General features: G+C 71.4%; 13 protein-coding genes. 2 read left to right on the top strand and 11 right to left on the bottom strand.

Features of this window, described 5'->3' with window-relative positions:
• Window positions 1-50: 50 nt before the first annotated feature.
• The 9 genes from MRBLMG1_RS09965 to MRBLMG1_RS10005 form a co-directional block, all read right to left on the bottom strand.
• Complete coding sequence (locus tag MRBLMG1_RS09965) at window positions 51-1,379, bottom strand: pseudouridine synthase (RefSeq protein WP_367822832.1); 1,329 nt, start codon at window positions 1,377-1,379, stop codon at window positions 51-53.
• Window positions 1,379-1,981, bottom strand: a complete 603-nt coding sequence (gene scpB / locus MRBLMG1_RS09970) for an SMC-Scp complex subunit ScpB (RefSeq protein WP_367822834.1) — start codon at window positions 1,979-1,981, stop codon at window positions 1,379-1,381. Before scpB ends, MRBLMG1_RS09965 begins: the two co-directional genes overlap by 1 nt.
• The gene (locus tag MRBLMG1_RS09975; protein ID WP_367822836.1) at window positions 1,978-3,090 is read right to left on the bottom strand and encodes a segregation and condensation protein A; all 1,113 of its coding nucleotides are present in this window, start codon (window positions 3,088-3,090) and stop codon (window positions 1,978-1,980) included. The genes scpB and MRBLMG1_RS09975 overlap by 4 nt, the downstream gene beginning before the upstream one ends.
• Window positions 3,091-3,135: 45 nt before the next feature.
• Window positions 3,136-3,639, bottom strand: coding sequence for a hypothetical protein (locus tag MRBLMG1_RS09980; RefSeq protein WP_367822837.1), 504 nt, complete (start codon window positions 3,637-3,639; stop codon window positions 3,136-3,138).
• The gene (locus MRBLMG1_RS09985; protein WP_367822871.1) at window positions 3,624-4,649 is read right to left on the bottom strand and encodes a ParA family protein; all 1,026 of its coding nucleotides are present in this window, start codon (window positions 4,647-4,649) and stop codon (window positions 3,624-3,626) included. The genes MRBLMG1_RS09980 and MRBLMG1_RS09985 overlap by 16 nt, the downstream gene beginning before the upstream one ends.
• Window positions 4,650-5,098: 449 nt before the next feature.
• The gene (gene ald / locus MRBLMG1_RS09990) at window positions 5,099-6,214 is read right to left on the bottom strand and encodes an alanine dehydrogenase (protein ID WP_367822839.1); all 1,116 of its coding nucleotides are present in this window, start codon (window positions 6,212-6,214) and stop codon (window positions 5,099-5,101) included.
• A 147-nt stretch (window positions 6,215-6,361) separates the two neighbouring features.
• Window positions 6,362-8,347: an NB-ARC domain-containing protein gene (locus tag MRBLMG1_RS09995; RefSeq protein WP_414721518.1), complete on the bottom strand. Its 1,986-nt coding sequence runs from the start codon at window positions 8,345-8,347 to the stop codon at window positions 6,362-6,364.
• A gap of 632 nt (window positions 8,348-8,979) precedes the next feature.
• Complete coding sequence (locus MRBLMG1_RS10000) at window positions 8,980-9,606, bottom strand: NUDIX domain-containing protein (protein WP_367822842.1); 627 nt, start codon at window positions 9,604-9,606, stop codon at window positions 8,980-8,982.
• A gap of 151 nt (window positions 9,607-9,757) precedes the next feature.
• Window positions 9,758-11,416 (bottom strand): CTP synthase, encoded by a 1,659-nt coding sequence (locus tag MRBLMG1_RS10005; protein WP_367822872.1) that lies wholly within the window; start codon window positions 11,414-11,416, stop codon window positions 9,758-9,760.
• A gap of 539 nt (window positions 11,417-11,955) precedes the next feature.
• On the opposite strand from MRBLMG1_RS10005, the gene MRBLMG1_RS10010 reads away from it, so the two are divergent.
• Window positions 11,956-13,758 carry a glycoside hydrolase family 15 protein gene (locus tag MRBLMG1_RS10010; RefSeq protein WP_367822843.1) on the top strand — a complete coding sequence of 601 codons (1,803 nt, stop codon included), beginning with the start codon at window positions 11,956-11,958 and terminating at the stop codon, window positions 13,756-13,758.
• A gap of 75 nt (window positions 13,759-13,833) precedes the next feature.
• Window positions 13,834-15,216 (top strand): FAD-binding oxidoreductase, encoded by a 1,383-nt coding sequence (locus MRBLMG1_RS10015; protein WP_367822845.1) that lies wholly within the window; start codon window positions 13,834-13,836, stop codon window positions 15,214-15,216.
• Here the strand turns inward: MRBLMG1_RS10015 and MRBLMG1_RS10020 are convergent, their stop codons facing one another.
• Both MRBLMG1_RS10020 and MRBLMG1_RS10025 read right to left on the bottom strand, forming a co-directional pair.
• Entirely contained in the window at window positions 15,217-16,860 is a 1,644-nt protein-coding gene (locus tag MRBLMG1_RS10020) for a flavin monoamine oxidase family protein (protein WP_367822847.1), read from the bottom strand.
• Window positions 16,861-16,909: 49 nt separating this feature from the next.
• Complete coding sequence (locus MRBLMG1_RS10025; RefSeq protein WP_367822849.1) at window positions 16,910-18,424, bottom strand: APC family permease; 1,515 nt, start codon at window positions 18,422-18,424, stop codon at window positions 16,910-16,912.
• Window positions 18,425-18,445: the final 21 nt, after the last annotated feature.

Below are 18,445 nucleotides of genomic sequence, written 5' to 3' on the forward strand. Positions count from 1 at the left end.
GCCCGCGACCGCCAGGCGGCCACGGGCTTCGTCGGGTACGGCGGGGAGCCTTACATGCCGACTTCCTTCATCAGCATGCCGACCTCGGTGTTGGTGAGGCGGCGCAGCCAGCCCGACTTCTGGTCGCCCAGGGAGATCGGGCCGAAGGCGGTGCGGACCAGCTTCTCGACCGGGAAGCCGGCCTCGGCCAGCATGCGGCGCACGATGTGCTTGCGGCCCTCGTGCAGGGTGACCTCGACCAGGTAGTTCTTGCCGGTCTGCTCGACCACGCGGAAGTGGTCGGCCTTGGCGTAGCCGTCCTCCAGCTGGATGCCGTCCTTGAGCCGCTTGCCGACCTCGCGGGGCAGCGGGCCGGTGATGGCGGCCAGGTAGGTCTTCTTCACGCCGTACTTCGGGTGCGTGAGGCGGTGGGCCAGCTCACCGTGGTTGGTGAGCAGGATGATGCCCTCGGTCTCCGTGTCGAGCCGGCCGACGTGGAACAGCCGGGTCTCACGGTTGTTGACGTAGTCGCCGAGGCACTGGCGGCCGTCCGGGTCCTCCATGGTGGAGACGACGCCGGCCGGCTTGTTCAGCGCGAAGAACAGGTGGGACTGGGTGGCGACGGTCAGGCCGTCCACCTTGATCTCGTCCTTCTCCGGGTCGACGCGCTTGCCCTGCTCCAGGACGATCTCGCCGTTGACCTCGACGCGGGCCTGCTCGATGAGCTCCTCGCAGGCGCGGCGCGAGCCCATGCCGGCGCGGGCGAGGACCTTCTGCAGACGCTCGCCCTCCTGCTCGGCGCCCGGGAAGGTCTTGGGGGTCTTGATCTGGGGGCGGTTCTCGTACCGCTCCCGGTTGCGCTGCTCGATCTTGGCGTCGAGCTCGCGCGAGCGGGCCGGGGCCTGCCGCTGCCCGTGCGGGCCACGACGGGGCGGGGTGCCGCCCTGCGGGGCCTTGGGGCCGCCCTTGGCGCCACCGCGGGCCGCGGCGCCGCGGCCCTTCTTCGGGGCCTCGGAGGGGGCGCCTACGTCGTAGGAGCGCTCCTCGGGGCGCGGCCGACGCGGGTTGCTCGGGCGCCGGTCGTCGCGGCCACCGCCGCCACCGCCCTGGTAGCCGCCACCGGAGCCACCCTGGTAACCGCCGCCGGAGCCGCTGCCACCGGAGCCGGAGCCGCCGCGGTAGCCACCGCCACCACCGGAGCCGCTGCCACCGGAGCCACCGCGGTAGCCACCGCCACCGCCGGAGCCGCTGCCACCGGAGCCACCGCGGTAGCCACCGCCACCGCCGGAGCCGCTGCCACCGCGGCCGCCACCGCCGCTGCTGCCGCCGCGGCCGCCGCTGTTGCCACCACGGCTCCCGCCGTTGTTTCCGCTGCTGTTCCTGCCGCTGCTGCTTCGCATCAAACTTCCGTCTTGTCGTCGTCCTCACGATCCGGTGCATCCGGATCGAACGAAGGAACCCCTTCCAGCGAGTCCGGCTCGACCGCCTCCGCCTCGGGGAGGAAGGGCGCGAGTTCGGGGAGTTCGTCCAGGCCTCGCAGGCCCATCCGCTCCAGGAAGTAGTTCGTCGTCCTGTACAGGATCGCACCTGTTTCGGGTTCCGTGCCCGCCTCCTCCACCAGACCGCGCTGGAGGAGGGTCCGCATCACGCCGTCGCAGTTGACTCCGCGGACCGCGGAGACCCGGGAACGGCTGACCGGCTGGCGGTACGCGACGACCGCGAGGGTCTCCAGGGCCGCCTGGGTGAGCCGGGCCTGCTGCCCGTCCAGCACGAAGGCCTCGACCGCCGCGGCGTGGGCGGGGCGGGAGTAGTACCGCCAGCCGCCGGCCACCCTGCGCAGCTCGAAGCCGCGGCCCTGGACGGTGTACTCGTCGGCCAGCTCGTGCAGGGCGTCGGCCACCTCGCGCGGGGTGCGCTCCAGGACCTTGGCCAGGTGGGCCTCGGTGGCGGGCTCGTCGACGACCATGAGGACGGCTTCGAGGGCGGGCTTGAGGTCGCTCACGCGGTGGCCTCCTGGTCGAATTCGTCGGTCACGGCTCCGGACGGGTCCGTCTCCCCGCCGGTCCAGGAGACCGTGAGGTCCCCCAGGGCGGTCTCCTGGTCCAGGGCGACCGCCTTCTCCCGGTAGAGCTCCAGGAGGGCGAGGAAGCGGGCGACGACCGTGAGGGTGTCGCCGGCGTCCTCGATCAGCTCGCGGAAGGCCGCCGTACCCCGCTCCCGCAGCAGCGCCACGACCACGGCGGCCTGCTCCCGGACGCTGACCAGCGGGGCGTGGATGTGGTCGACGTACACCTGCGGCTCGGGCTTGGGCCGCATGGCCTTCACCGCCAGCTTCGCGAAGCCCTCGGCGCCGATCGAGATGACCACCTCGGGCAGCAGCTCGGCGTGGTGCGGTTCCAGTCCGACGGTACGGGGATGGCGGCGGCCCTCGGTCTCCCACCGCTCCTCGAAGATCGCCGCGATGCGCTTGTACGCGCGGTACTGGAGGAGCCGGGCGAACAGCAGGTCGCGGGCTTCGAGGAGCGCGAGGTCCGCCTCGTCCTCCACCTCGGCGGCGGGCAGCAGCCGGGCCGCCTTCAGGTCGAGCAGCGTGGCGGCGACCACGAGGAACTCCGTCGTCTGGTCGAGGTCGCCCTCGGGCCCCAGGGCGCGCAGGTGCGCCATGAACTCGTCGGTCACCTGCGAGAGCGCCACCTCGGTGACGTCGAGCTTGTGCTTCGTGATCAGCTGGAGGAGCAGGTCGAACGGCCCCTCGAAGTTCGCCAGCCGCACGGTGAACCGCCCACCCCCGGCCTCGGTGGGCTCGGTGGGCTCGTGGGTCTCGGTGGGCTCGTGGGCCTCGGTGGCCTCGTGGGGTTCGGCGGCCCCCTCCTCGACCGCCGCCGACCGCACGACGGGATCGGGCTCGGGAGCCACGACGGGATCGAGAACCGCGCTCGGCTCGGGCTCGGGCTCGTGCTCCACGACCGGGTCCGGCGCCACGACGGGCTCGGGCTCGGCGATCGGCTCGGGCTCGGGCTCCACGGCCGGTACGGGGTCCGGCGCGCCCGGGCCGCGGCCCAGGAGGCGGCGGCGCGGCGGGCGGGACGTTTCGTCAGGGGCGTGGTGCATGGGATCCAGGGAGAACGGGGAGGCGCGGCAGCCCGCAGGCTACCGTCAGCGGCCGCGCAGGCGGCGCACGAGGATGCTCGCGTCGCCGCGGGACTCCAGGTCCGCCAGGACGACCGCGACGGCCTCTCGGACGATCCTGCCCCGGTCGACGGCGAGACCGTGCTCGCCGCGGAGCACCAGCCGGGCGTGCTCCAGGTCCATCAGCTCCTCAGCGGAGACGTAGACCGTGATCTTCTCGTCGTGGCGCTCGCGGCCGCTGGGCCGCCGGTTCGGGGTACGGCCGCCGCGCCGCCTGGCGGCTGCCGGGGCGGGGACCGCCGCGGCGGACGCGGTCTTCGGAGCGGAGCTCTCGGGCTCCGCTGTCCGGGCGCGCGGTTCGGCCGCCTCCGCGTCGGCCGCCGCGTGCTCCGCGGAGCCCTCGGCCGCCGCCGTGTCGCTCTCGCCCGCCGGGGCCGGGACGGCCCGGCGGGGTGAGGACGACTGGAGCGCCGTCCCCCCGGTCGTACGGAAGAGTTCGTCGGCGCCGGGCAGACTCACTCGGCGTGACACCGGGCGAGCACCTCCCTGGCGAGCTGGCGGTAGGCGGCGGCGCCCACGGAGTTGGACGCGTAGGTGGTGATGGGCTCGCCGGCGACCGTGGTCTCCGGGAAGCGCACGGTCCGTCCGATGACCGTGTGGTACACGTGGTCGTCGAAGGCCTCGACGACGCGCGCGAGGACCTCGCGGCTGTGCACGGTCCGGGAGTCGTACATCGTGGCGAGGATGCCGTCGAGCTCCAGGTCGGGGTTGAGCCGCTCCTGGACCTTCTCGATGGTCTCGGTGAGCAGCGCCACTCCGCGCAGGGCGAAGAACTCGCATTCCAGCGGCACGATGACCTTGTGAGCCGCCGTCAGGGCGTTCACGGTCAGCAGGCCGAGCGAGGGCTGACAGTCGATCACGATGTAGTCGTAGTCGTTCATCAGCGGCTTCAGGGCGCGCTGGAGCGTGGACTCGCGCGCGACCTCGCTCACCAGCTGGACTTCGGCGGCCGAGAGGTCGATGTTGCTCGGCAGCAGGTCCATGTTGGGTACGGCGGTCTTGAGGAGGACCTCGTCCGCCGACATGCCCCGCTCCATGAGCAGGTTGTAGACGGTGAGGTCGAGCTCCATCGGGTTCACGCCGAGGCCGACCGACAGGGCTCCCTGCGGGTCGAAGTCGACGAGCAGCACCCGTCGTCCGTACTCCGCGAGCGCGGCACCCAGGTTGATGGTCGACGTGGTCTTGCCGACGCCGCCCTTCTGGTTGCACATCGCGATGATCTTCGCGGGTCCGTGGTCGGTCAGGGGACCCGGGATCGGGAAGTACGGCAGGGGCCGTCCGGTGGGGCCGATCCGCTCGCGGCGCTGGCGGGCAGCGTCGGGTGCGAGGGTGGCCGCGTACTCCGGGTCGGGCTCGTACTCGGCGTCGGGGTCGTAGAAGTGCCCCTCGGGCACCTCGTCATAGGCGGCGAAGTGGGTGGACTCTCGGCCCATCTCGTTGCCGGCCGTGGCGTTCACGTGTAGGCCGTCCATCGTCTTCATCGTGTGGGCTGTCGTCATGGGCTGGTGCGTCGCGAAGGTCCGCACCGCGACGGAGCCGATCGGAGCACCTGGCGCACCGCTCCCGGGAGTAATTGTCGACTCATTCACAAGTCGTCTTACCTCCTTGGATGTCACCAGGAACATTTATCGATAGGTCAGCGTGGCACCATGCCGACGGTTGGCGACTCTATGGCGTGTCACCGCTCCGCAGCAACACAATCCGCCGGACCCGGCCCGATGTGTCGGCAACCGAACACGTCTCTGTCAAGGGTGCGCAGGCACGCATCCACACGTTTCAGGGGTGTGCGAAACGGTTAAAGGGTTACGTTCGAGGCGAGTTGCCCGAACGTTTCGGCGTGGCCGGAGACACAGCCGGCCGGACCTTGTCGAACAAGGTCCGGCCGGGGGTGCGGCATTGACGGCACGCGTTGACGGCGGTGCCGCGAGGGTCAGCCCAGGAGGGTGCTCAGCTCGACGTGCTCGAGGCCGTGCGCCTCCGCGACCTCCTTGTAAACCACCTTGCCATCATGGGTGTTGAGGCCCAGACCGAGGGCGGCGTCGCGGCGCAGCGCCTCGGCCCAGCCGTTGTTCGCCAGCGACACGATGTAGGGCAGCGTGGCGTTGGTGAGGGCGTAGGTGGAGGTGTTCGGGACCGCGCCCGGCATGTTGGCGACGCAGTAGAAGACCGAGTTGTGGACCTGGAAGGTCGGCTCGGCGTGGGTGGTCGGGTGCGAGTCCTCGAAGCAGCCGCCCTGGTCGATCGCAATGTCGACAAGGACACTTCCGGGCTTCATCTTGGCGACGAGCTCGTTGGTGACCAGCTTCGGGGCCTTGGCGCCCGGGATGAGGACGGCGCCGATGACGAGGTCGGCCTCGACGACGGCCTTCTCCAGCTCGAAGGCGTTGGAGACGATCGTCTTCACCTTGGTGCCGAAGATCTTGTCGGCCTCGCGGAGCTTGTTGATGTCACGGTCGAGCAGGGTCACGTGGAAGCCCATGCCGACGGCGATCTGGGTGGCGTTCCAGCCGGAGACGCCGCCGCCGATGACGACGCACTCGCCGGCGTGGGTGCCGGGGACGCCGCCGGGGAGGACGCCGCGGCCGCCGACGGAGCGCATCAGGTGGTACGCGCCGACCTGCGGGGCCAGGCGGCCCGCGACCTCGGACATCGGGGCGAGCAGCGGGAGCGCGCGGTTGGCGGTCTCCACGGTCTCGTACGCGATGGCGGTGGTGCCGGACTCGAGCAGCGCGTCCGTGCACTCGCGGGAGGCGGCGAGGTGCAGGTAGGTGAAGAGCGTCTGGTCCTTGCGGAGGCGGTGGTACTCCTCCGCGATCGGCTCCTTGACCTTGAGCAGCAGGTCGGCGGTGGCCCACACCTCGTCGGCGGTGGGGAGGATCTCGGCGCCGGCGGCGACGTACTCCTCGTCCGTGATCGAGGAGCCGACACCGGCGTTCTGCTCGACGAAGACCTGGTGGCCGTGGCGGACGAGCTCGTGGACACCGGCGGGGGTGATGGCCACGCGGAACTCGTTGTTCTTGACCTCGCGGGGGATGCCGACCTTCATCGTCGATCACGGTCCTTGAATCAGGGTGGATACATGGGGCACTGCGATACATACCCGGATGCACTGCGGCGCACCGGGGCAGACCACGTTCGAACGCGGCGCACCCAGTCTAATGAAGGAGTTCCCGGTGTCTAGCCTTTCAAAGTACTAATCTTTCTCGGAGCCACTGCGGATTTCGTAGGCCACGGGTTCCGATTCCAGCAATCTCTCCGCCGTGGCCCGGTGCAGCCCGGCGGCAGCCGGGTCGCCGAGGCGGTCGAGAGTGTCGGCCAGCCGCAACTGCAGCGCCGCCTGGAGCCGGGTGTCCTTCGCGCGGCGGGCCCACTCCACCGCCTCCTCGCAGGTCCGCAGCGACTCCTCGGGCCGTCCGGCGTACTCCTGCACCCGCGCCGCCTCGCTCAACGCCCGTGCGTGGCCCGGGAGATCCGCGAGCCGCCGATAGCCCGCGGCGGCGGCCCGCCAGTTCCGCAGCGCCTCGCCGTACCGCCCCGCATAGGTCTGCACGGCTCCCAGGCGGGCGTACAGCCGGGCCTGGTCGGCGCGCTCGTCCCGGGCGAGACGCTGCGCCAGCGCCCGGCCGTACCAGTCGCCGGCCCGCTGCCAGTCCCCCAGCTCCTGATAGGCCCCACCTACGGATTCCATTGCGCGACCGGTCGCGTACGGGTCATTTGCTTTGCGTCCGGCATCCAAAGCCGACCGATATCGCAGCAGAGCGTCCTTCGTCCTGCCCGTCCGGGCGTCGAGATCGGCCAGGTTCAGCAGGGCCGCGGCCCGCTCCCGGTGCAGCCCGCGCCGCTCGGCCACGTCCAGGACCAGCCGGTGCAGGCCGTACAGCTCGGGCGCCGCGGCCTCGGCGCCCCGGTGCGCGGCCAGCGCCCTGACCAGCGAGGCCACCAGCCGGCGGGCCAGCGTGTCCAGCTCGCCGTCGGCGACGGCCATCCGCGCCGAGGCCAGCAGGACCGGCCGGCGCGAGTTCAGCCAGGCCGCCCCGGCGGCCGCGCTCGGGAAGCGCAGGGCACGCGGAAGCCCCGCCAGCTTCCGGCGGGCCGGCGAATCCTCGGGTTCGGTGACCGCACGGCACGACTGGAGAAGCCGTACGGTCCGCTCCAGCATCCGGGCCCGCGCGAGCTGCACCTCGGCGGGCCGGTCGCGCTCCTCCAGCTGAGCACGGAGCAGGGGTACGAGGTGCCCCCGCACCTCGTACTGTCCGTCCTCACCGACGGAGACGAGCCCCAGGGCGGCGAAGTCGGCGAGGGTGGTGTCCGCCGCGGAGACCGAGCAGCCGGCCAGCGCGGAAGCCGTGTGCGCGTCGGCCCGCCCGAGCGGGGCGAGCGACAGGTATCGCAGTATCCGCGCGGCGGGCTTGTCCAGCCCCTCGTGGGCCAGCTGGAAGGCACGGGTCAGCGGGTCCCCGCTCAGCGCGCGCAACCGCTTGGCCAGGTCGGCCACGGACGCCTTCGGCCGGGCCGACAGCCATCCCCCCGCCAGCACCACCGCGCCGGGCAGCCCTCCGCACTCCTCCACCAGCGACTCCGCCGCCTGCGGGTCGACGGTCACCCGCACCGACCCCGTGTAAGCGGTCAGCAACTCGATCGCCGACTTCGGATCGAGCCCGCCGAGCGTGCACGGCCGCACGTCCGGAATCCCGGTGAGCGGCCCCCGGGACACCCCCACCACCAGCGTGTCCGGGTTGTCGGGGATCAGCGGATCGGCCTGCTCCGCGTCGACGGCGTCATCCAGCACCAGCACCGCCCGGCGCTTGCCCAGCGCCCCCCGCACCAACTCGGTCAGCTCGTCCTCGCCGGCCCCCGGCGGTTCCGCGACCCCCAGCACCGCCAGGAGTTCCTGCGCCACCCGCCCGGCGGGGACGGGATCCCCTCCGGGCTCCGTCAACCGCGCCCTGAACACCCCGTCGGGATAACGGTCCGCGAGCCCCGCCGCCAACTCCTCCGCCAGCGCCGTACGCCCCGACCCCGGCTTCCCCGCGATCAGCAGCACCCTCGCCCTCGGCGCCTTACGCCCCGTCAGCGTGTCCAACCCGGTCCGTTCGATGTCAGCGCGCAGAGCCTTCAACTCCCGCTGCCGGCCGAAGAACTGCCGGCTGCCCGCCGCCGCCACCGCCTGATCCGTCACGGGCCACGCTCCCGTCCACCTGCACACGAGCCGATCCCGCGGGGGTCTCCTCACGGGCATCCCGAGCGTAGTTCAGCCCCCGCCACCACCCCCCGCGAGCACGACCAACACGTCCCCCAATCGGATCAACCGATCGTCACACCACCCACCCTCGTCGTCGTCACAACGCACGCCACCCACCTCCGTTGCGGGCACAACGGACGGCGCACCCACGGCCTACCCCCGTTGTGGGCACAACGGACGACGCCCACCCCGGCCCCCTTCGTTGTGGGCACAACGGACGGTGCCCACCCCGGCCACCCCCGTTGTGGGCAATCGTTCCGCTGGGGCGGAACGGGTGGGCACAACGGAACGGCGCCCCCTGCCGGGCCTAGGCTTCCGCGCCCGGACCCGCACCGGTTGCGCGGCGAACTATGGGTGCGGGCAGGTGCAGGGGGCGAGGCGCCGCCGAGGGCGCCGTCCCGTGTGCCCACCCGTCCCGCCCCAGCGGGACGATTGCCCACACGGCGGTGGGCGGGGGCGACCGGCAGGCGCCGGGGCGGCGCGGGCCCGCCCCGCAGACCCGCATCCCAGCCCGCCCCGCAGACCCGCACCGCCAACCCGCACCCGGCCGCCGGCGCCGCAAGCGGCCGTTAGGCGGCGAAGGGCCTAGCGGGCCAAGGCGCGTCGGGGGCGCGCAGCGCGGAGAGCCCGGACCCCGCCCGCGCGGCGGCGAGCGCGAGTACACCGGTGACGAGGCAGGTGTTGTGGAGGCGGCCCGCGAGGACGCCGGAGACGAGGTCGGCGAGCGGCACCCGCGCGTGCTCCATGTCGGCCTCCTCGTCGGAGACCTCGTAGCGCGCGCCCTCCGCCTCCGCGAGGTCGCGGGCGAGGAAGATGCGGACGGCCTCGTCGGTGCCGCCGGGCGAGGTGTAGACGTCGGCGAGGACGCGCCAGTCGCCGGCCTTGACGTGGGCCTCTTCGTACAGCTCGCGCTGGGCGGCGTGGAGCGGGTTCTCGCCGGGGACGTCGAGGAGGCCCGCGGGGATCTCCCACAGCTTCTGCCGGACGGGGTGGCGGTACTGCTTGATCAGCAGGACGCGGTCCTGCTCGTCGAGGGCGAGGACGGCCACCGAGCCGGGGTGGACCTGGTAGTCGCGGCGGGCGACCGTGCCGTCCGGCATGACCACGTCGTCCGTGCGGACACTGGTCTTCTTTCCCTGGAAGGGGGTCGTGGTCTCCGTGACCCGCCATTCCTCCGGGGTGTCCTGCAACTGCATCTGGGTCCTCCCACATAAGAACCGCATACGGACCGCGTACGAGACGCGTACGAGCCGCATGCGAACCGCGTGACCGCATACGAAAGCCGGGGTACGGGTCCGTGAGGACCCGTACCCCGGCAACGTTAACGCCGACGGCCGACAGCGCCGGCTACTTCGCGGGCTTGCCCGTCTTGCGCTCGACGGCCGCCTTCACCAGGCCCGCGAAGAGCGGGTGCGGGCGGGTCGGGCGGGAGCGGAGCTCCGGGTGCGCCTGGGTGGCGACCAGGTAGGGGTGGACCTCGCGCGGGTACTCGACGTACTCGACGAGCTTGTTGTCCGGGGAGGTGCCGGAGAAGACCAGGCCGGCCTTCTTCTCCAGCTCGGCGCGGTAGGAGTTGTTCACCTCGTAGCGGTGACGGTGGCGCTCGTCGACGTACGGCTGGTCGTCGTAGACCTCGCGCACGATCGAGCCCTCGGCGAGCTTCGCCGGGTACAGGCCCAGGCGCATCGTTCCGCCCAGGTCGCCGGCGCCCTCGACGTACGCGAGCTGCTCCTCCATCGTGGAGACGACGGGGTGGGCGGTGGCCGGGTCGAACTCGGTGGAGTTGGCGTCCGGGATGTCCGCGAGGTTCCGCGCGGCCTCGATGACGATGCACTGCAGGCCGAGGCAGATGCCGAGCAGCGGCACCTTGTTCTCGCGGGCGTACTGGATGGCGCCGATCTTGCCGTTCACGCCGCGGTCGCCGAAGCCGCCGGGGATCAGGATCGCGTCGACGTCGCCGAGCTGCTTCTGCGCACCCGCCGAGGTCTTGCAGTCGTCGGAGGTCACCCACTTGACCTTGACGCGGGCCTTGTTGGCGAAGCCGCCGGCACGCATGGCCTCGGTGATGGAGAGGTACGCGTCGGGCAGGTCGATGTACTTGCCGACGAGCGCGACGGTGACCTCGTGCTCGGGGTTGTGGACGCGGTCGAGCAGGTCGTCCCAGGTGGACCAGTCCACGTCGCGGAACGGCAGGTCGAGCTTGCGGACGACGTAGGCGTCCAGGCCCTCGGTGTGCAGCACCTTCGGGATGTCGTAGATCGACTTGGCGTCGATGGCGGCGACCACCGCGGCCTCGTCGACGTCGCACATCAGCGAGATCTTGCGCTTGATGGCGGTCGGGACCTCGCGGTCGGCGCGCAGCACGATCGCGTCGGGCTGGATGCCGATGTTGCGCAGGGCGGCGACCGAGTGCTGGGTCGGCTTGGTCTTCAGCTCGCCGGAGGGGCCGATGTAGGGCAGCAGCGAGATGTGCACGACGAAGACGTTGTCGCGGCCGACCTCGTGGCGGACCTGGCGGACGGTCTCCAGGAACGGCAGCGACTCGATGTCGCCGACCGTGCCGCCGACCTCGGTGATGACGACGTCCACGTCGTCGGTCGCCATGCGGCGGATCCGGGACTTGATCTCGTTGGTGATGTGCGGGATGACCTGCACGGTGTCGCCCAGGTACTCGCCGCGCCGCTCCTTGGCGATGACCTGCGAGTAGACCTGGCCGGTGGTGACGTTGGCCGAGCCGTCGAGGTCGACATCGAGGAAGCGCTCGTAGTGGCCGATGTCCAGGTCGGTCTCGGCGCCGTCGTTGGTGACGAACACCTCGCCGTGCTGGAAGGGGTTCATCGTGCCGGGGTCGACGTTCAGGTAGGGGTCGAGCTTCTGCATCGTGACCCGCAGGCCGCGGGCCTTGAGGAGCGCACCCAGGCTGGAGGCGGTCAGGCCCTTGCCGAGGGAGGAGGCGACACCCCCGGTGACGAAGATGTGCTTGGTCGTCGTGGTGTTGGGCGGCATCGCCAAGAGGGGGCTCCCGTGGTCGCGTTCTGGAGGTGCGTACCGGCGTCCCCTCCGGAAGAATCGGGGGGTGCCGTCGCTGCGGTTGCGGGGTCTTCGGCTTTCGCCGTTTCCCACCGGTCCACGGGGTACCAGGGTATCAGCGACATCGGGAGACCGCTTCCGGCCACACGCGGCAGTCGGGTGTTCACGCACGGCGACGCGGAGGGCCGGGCGGCGGGCGGTACGGCCGTGCGGCGACCCGCCCACCAGGGAAAAGAGGTGCCGGAATATACGGCCCAGGAGGAAACGGGGGTCGTTCACCTGATCGGAGCAACGTCGTTACCGACGTGATCACCGGGTCACTAGGGTGCGACGTATCCTGCTCGGACATTGCCCGCCGAGCCGGCCGGCCAGTGGCGCCACCCCGCCCTACATCCGGCCCGAGAGCTCGTCGACGACCCCTTGACCGCTGACACAAACGGATCGGGCCGAGAACCGGCCCGATCCGAGCAAGCGCCCCGCGGGGCGGACATGGCCGTTCGACTGGAGTGAAGCACGTGGCCGGGCGCATCGAGGATTACGCACTCATCGGAGACATGCAGACCGCAGCCCTGGTCTGCCGGGACGGCAGCGTCGACTGGCTGTGTCTCCCACGCTTCGACTCGCACGCGGTCTTCGCCGGACTGCTCGGCACCGAGGAACACGGGTTCTGGCGGGTGGGTCCGGCGGGTCCGGCGGACGCCGAGCCCGCACCCGCGGACCGGCGCCGCTACGTGGGCGACTCGCTGATCCTGGAGTCCGAGTGGGACACGCCGCGCGGCACGGTCCGGGTGACCGACTTCATGCCGCCGCGCGACGGCGCACCGCAGCTGATCCGGATCGTCGAGGGCGTCTCCGGGCGGGTGCGAATGCGCTCGGCGCTGCGGATGCGGTTCAGCTACGGCCGGATCGTGCCCTGGGTCCACAAGGTCGGGGAGCGGACGGTCGCCGTCGCCGGGCCGGACTCGGTGTGGCTGGACTCGGACGCCGAGACCCACGGCGAGAACCTGACCACGTACTCGGACTTCACCGTCACCCCCGGCGACCGGATCACCTTCACGCTGTCCTGGCAGCCCTCCCACCGGGAGCCGCCCGCGCTGCCGGACCCCGACGGCTCCCTGGAGGCCACCGCCGACTTCTGGCGCGAGTGGGTCGAGCACTGCACGTACCACGGCCCGTACCGGGAGGCCGTGGTCCGCTCGCTGATCACCCTGAAGGCGCTGACGTACGCGCCGACCGGCGGGATCGTGGCCGCGCCGACCACCTCGCTGCCCGAGGAGATCGGCGGCGTCCGGAACTGGGACTACCGCTACACCTGGCTCCGTGACGCGGCGATCACCCTCTCCTCGATGCTGCGCACCGGCTACCGCGAGGAGGCCCGCGCGTGGCGTGACTGGCTGCTCAGGGCGGTCGCGGGCGACCCGGAGAACCTGCAGATCATGTACGGCATCGCCGGCGAGCGCGAGCTCGGCGAGGCGGAGCTCGACTGGCTGCCGGGGTACGAGAACTCGGGCCCGGTCCGGGTCGGCAACGGCGCGGCCAACCAGCTCCAGCTCGACGTGTACGGCGAGGTCACCGAGGCCCTCCACCTGGCGCACATGACGGGCCTGTCCCGCAACGACTACGCCTCCCTCCTCCAGATCAAACTGATCAACTACCTGGAGAAGCACTGGGACCAGCCCGACGAGGGCATCTGGGAGGTCCGCGGTCCGCGCCGGCACTTCGTCCACTCCAAGGTGATGGCCTGGGTGGCGGTCGACCGCACGATCAAGCTCATCGAGTCCGGGGACGCCGACGGCCCGCTGGAGCGCTGGCAGGAACTGCGCGACGAGATCCACCGGGACGTCTGCGAGAAGGGCTACGACAAGGAGCGGAACACGTTCACGCAGTCGTACGGCTCCAAGGAGCTGGACGCCTCGCTGCTGCTGATCCCGCAGATGGGCTTCCTGCCGCCGGACGACAAGCGGGTGATCGGCACGATCGAGGCGATCCAGCGCGAGCTGTCCACGGAGGACGGCTTCGTCCTGCGCTACCCCACGGCCGGCGAGGAGGCCGGCGTCGACGGCCTGGAGGGCGACGAGGGCGCGTTCCTCGCCTGCTCGTTCTGGCTGGCCGACGACCTGGCGATGATCGGCCGCGTCGACGAGGCCCGCACGCTCTTCGAGAAGCTCCTGGGCCTCCGCAACGACCTCGGGCTGCTCGCCGAGGAGTGGGACCCGCGGCTCCAGCGCCAGGTGGGCAACTTCCCGCAGGCCTTCAGCCACGTGCCGCTGATCGACACCGCGCTGCGGCTGACGGCGAGCGGGGCGTACGGCGGCTAGCAAGTCCCGCGCGGGGGACGGCGCCCGGACCTACGATGAGAGGGTCCCGTCCCCCCGTATGAAAGGGGGGCTCCCATGGCTCCCCATGTCTCCGAAAGCGCCCTGGCCGGACTGGTCGAGGACCTGGCCGGCGAGGTGATCACCCCCGGCGATCCGGGCTACGACGAGGCGCGTGCCCTGCACAACGGCATGCTCGACCGGCGCCCGTCGGTGATCGCCCAGTGCGCCACCCAGGCCGACGTCTCGAACGCGGTCCTGTTCGGGCGCGCCACCGGGCTGCCGATCGCGGTCCGCGGCGGAGGGCACAGCGTCGCCGGGACCTCCGTGATCGACGGTGCGCTGGTCGTCGACCTGCGCCGGATGCACCACGTCGTCGTGGACCCGGAGGGCATGACGGTACGGGTCGAGGGCGGGGCGACGATGGCCCACCTGGACCACGCGTGCCAGCCGTTCCACGTGGCGACCACCGGCGGACGGGTGTCCACCACCGGCGTCGGCGGCTTCGTCCTGGGCGGCGGCTCGGGCTGGCTGGAGCGGAAGTTCGGTCTCGCCAGCGACAACCTGCTGGGCGCCGACCTGATCACCGCGGAGGGCAAGCACGTCCACGCGGACGCGGAGGAGAACCCCGAGCTGTTCTGGGCACTGCACGGGGGCGGCGGCAACTTCGGGGTGGCGACCTCGCTGACGATGCGGCTGCACCCGCTGCCGCGGATGAGCGTCGCCATGCTGTTCTTCCTGCCGGACAACGCGCCCGAGGTGGTGCGCACGTTCCGCGATCTGGGCGTGCGCGCGCCCGACGAGTTCGGCGGCGGCGCCATCTACCTGCCCGCGCCCCCGGAGCCGTTCATCCCGGAGGACCTGGTCGGCAAGCTGGTCTGCGGGGCGCTGTTCACGTACACCGGCCCGGTCGCCGAACTCCGTGACTTCGCGGCGCCGTTGTTCGCGCTGAACCCCGTGGTCGAGATCGTCACGGACATCCCGTACGTGGATCTGCAGACGATGCTCGACGACCCGCCGGGGCTGCGGAACTACTGGTCGGCCGAGTACCTGCGGGAGTTCCCCGACGAGGCCGTGGACGTGTTCTGCGACCGCGGCGCGCGGATCCCGGCGCGGACGGCCACCCAGCACGTGCTGTTCCTGATGGGCGGGGCGGTGGCCGCCGGGGCCTCCCGGTATCCGCAGCCGTGGCGCACCGCGCCGTGGGCGGTGCACCCGTTCGCGACCTGGGAGGACCCGGCGTACGACGAGCAGGCGAGGCAGTGGGTGCACGACGTGCGGGCCGACGCGCGGCCGTGGGCGCTCGAGTCGACGTATCTGAACTTCGTCGGCGCCGAGGGCGAGCAGCGGATCGTCTCCTCCTTCGGGGAGGAGAACTACCGCCGGCTCGCCGCCGTGAAGGCCGCGTTCGACCCCGACAACGTGTTCCGGTACAACCAGAACATCGCGCCGGCCGGCTGATCACCTCAGGGCGGTGATCACCTCCTTGGCGGCCCGCTCGCCTTCGGTGGCGCCGCCCTCCATGAAGCCCTGGAAGTCGTACGAGCAGTGCTCGCCGCCGATGTGGACGTTGCCCTGCGCGGTCCCCTCGTACTTGGCGTACCGGTGGAGGTAGCCGACGGGCCAGCAGGAGTACGCGCCGAGCGAGTACGGGTTCTTGTGCCAGGCGGAGAGCTGGGCGCGGCCCGTGTACGCCCGGGAGGTGCCGGGGAAGAAGGCGTCGATGCCGGCCAGGTAGCGGGTGACCAGGTTCCGGACGTACGGGTCGGATTCGGTGGAGAACGGGGCGGCCGGGTTCAGGTTCCGGGCGAGGCTCCCGCCGCCGTACTGGAGGAGGATGCCGCCGGTCCCGCCCTGGATCTTGGTGGTGTCCCAGGTCTGCTGGACCTCGGAGTCGGTGAAGCAGTCCCCCGCGGAGACGCCGGGCCAGGGGCCGGTGCCGCGCCAGGGGCGGGTGCCGAACTGCATGTTGAGCTTGGTGCAGTAGCCCATCCTGGCGTCCCGCAGCAGGTTGCGCATGAGCGGGTCGAAGCCGGCCTGGGAGACGTCCAGTTGCTGGAGGATCGGCAGCGGGACGCACAGGATGGTGTGGTCCGCGGTGACGGTCCGGGTGGCGCCGGCCTCGGTGAAGGTCAGCGTCTGGGTGCCGTCGGCGTTGGCGCGTACGGCGGTCAGGGACCAGCCCATGCGCAGGGTGCCGGGGGCGAGTGCTCCCGCGACGGCGTTCGGGAGCCGGTCGTTGCCGCCGACGATGTGGTAGCGCTCGTTGGACAGGCCCCAGACGTTGAAGTTGCCCGGATTGGTCTGGTAGCCCATGAGCAGGACGAGGGCGAGCGAGGACTGCTGGGTGGTGTCGGCGCCGTACTCGACGTTGTAGGCGACGTCGATGAACCGGCCGAGCGGCGAGGAGTGCCCGCCGGGGACCCGGCTCTCGATCCACTCGTACACCGACATGTTGTCGAGGGCGGTGCCGGTGGGGGTCGTCTGGTTCCAGGTGACCTCCCCCGACTCGGAGAGGTCGCGGCGCAGCGCCTGGTAGACGGCGTTGAAGTCCTCGTCGGCCTGGGCGCGCGGGTAGTAGGCGCCGCCGAACCAGAGGACCTCCTCGGCTCCGTTGGGTCCGCCGCCGAGGAAGTCCTCGGCGGCGAGGTCGAAGCGGCGGCAGAGTTCGAGGATCTTCTTGTGGCTGGTGTCGATCAGCTCGCCGCCGATCTCGGAGGTCTGCCCGTACGCCCAGTGGGCCCGCTGGGTCCACATGCGGCCGCCGACCCTGGACGGGTTCGCCTCGTAGAGCACCGGGCTGAGGCCGGCGTCCTGGAGGGTGAGGGCAGCGGTGAGGCCGGAGATCCCGGCGCCGACGACGGCGATGCGGGCGGTGCTCGGGACGGGCGGGGTCGTGGTGGCGGCCGCGGCGGGCACGACGGTGGCCGCCGTGCCCGCGCCGACCGCGATGCCGGCGGCGGCCGCGTACTTGAGCAGGGACCGGCGCCCGACGGCGTCGGCTCTCATGCCGCGGAGCTCGTCGACGGGCAGGCCGAGGCGTCGGGCGTCGGCGTGCTCGGCGGCGAGGTGCTTCAGGAGGTGCATCGGGTTGGTGCGTGCCATGGGGCGCTCCTGGAGGAAGGGGGGACGTTGCTACCCGGGAAGGGAAGGGTCAGCTCTGGGGCACGGGGGCGGGCGCGGGCGCCTCGTCGGAGGGGCGCTCGGCGGCGTCCTCCAGGACGATCCGGCCGATGATCTCGTAGCGCTCGGGCCGCTTGGCCTTGAGGTAGAAGCCGAGGCCGAGGCCGCCGAAGAAGACCGCGCCGACGATCCACGGGATCGCCTTGAAAAAGAGGGAGTCGGCGGCGAGCCCGGCCGCCGTCTCCATGTTCATGATCAGCAGCACGACGACGGCGATCATGCCGACGCCGCCGAGCAGCGGGGCCGTGAGGGTCTTGAACCAGTGCCGGTCCTCGGGGTGGTTCTTGCGGAAGTAGCCGATGACGGCGAAGGAGCAGAGGGTCTGGACGATGAGGATCGCCATGGTCCCGAGGATGGCGAGCAGGGTGTACAGGTGGATGTACGGGTCCTGGCCGGTCAGCCAGAAGGCGACGACGAGGGCCACGGCGATCGCGCTCTGCACGTACGACGCGATGTACGGCGAGCCGTGCCGCGCGTGGGTGCGGCCGAGCGCCGGGTGGAGGAAGCCCTCACGGCCGATGGCGTAGAGGTAGCGCGAGGCGCACTGGTGGAAGGCCATGCCGCAGGCGAAGGAGCCGGTGAGCAGCAGCCACTGGAAGGCGTCGACGGCCCAGGCGCCGATGAAGCTCTGGGTGGGCGCGAAGAACAGGTCGAGCGGCGAGGAGGAGGCGGACAGCTTCACGGACTCCGCCAGTCCGTTCCCGGCGATCGTCATCCACGACACGTAGATGTAGAAGAGGCCGACGCCGATCACGGAGATCAGGGTGGCGCGCGGGATGACCTTCTTGGGGTTGCGGGACTCCTCCCCGTACATCGCGGTCGACTCGAAGCCGACCCAGGACCAGAAGGCGAAGAAGAGGCCGAGGCCGGCGGAGGTGCCGGTGAAGGCGTTCTTCGGGTTGATCGGCTCGACCGGGATGCCGTCGGGGCCGCCGCCGGCGATCAGGACGGCGGTGGCGACCGCGAAGAGGACCGCGATCTCGGCCACGAGCATCACGCCGAGTGCCTTGGCGGTCAGGTTGATGTCGAAGTACGAGAGGACGGCGGTGACGGCCAGCATGACCGCCGCGTACAGGATCCAGGGAAGGTCGACGCCGAGCTGGTCGGCGACGGTCGTCTTGGTGAAGTACGCGAAGACGCCGACGATCGAGGCCTCGAAGACGATGTACGCGAGGACCGCGAGCATGCCGGACGCCATGCCGGCGATCCGGCCGAGGCCGTGCGAGATGTAGCCGTAGAAGGCGCCGGCGGCCGTGATCCGCTTGGCCATGGCGACGTAGCCGACCGAGAAGACGGTCAGGACGAGCGTCGCGAAGAGATATCCGGCGGGTGCGCCGACGCCGTTGCCGAAGCCGACGGCGATGGGGAGGTTTCCGGTCATCGCGGTGATCGGGGCCGCGGTGGCCACGGCCATGAAGACGACGCCGACGAGACCGACGGAATTCGCCTTCAGCCGGTGGACCTCTGGGGTGGAGTTCTTTGCCATGGCGCGAGAGCATCCTCGCGT

Origin of the sequence: Streptomyces sp. LMG1-1-1.1 (genome assembly GCF_040815545.1) — a bacterium.
GTDB lineage: Bacteria > Actinomycetota > Actinomycetes > Streptomycetales > Streptomycetaceae > Streptomyces.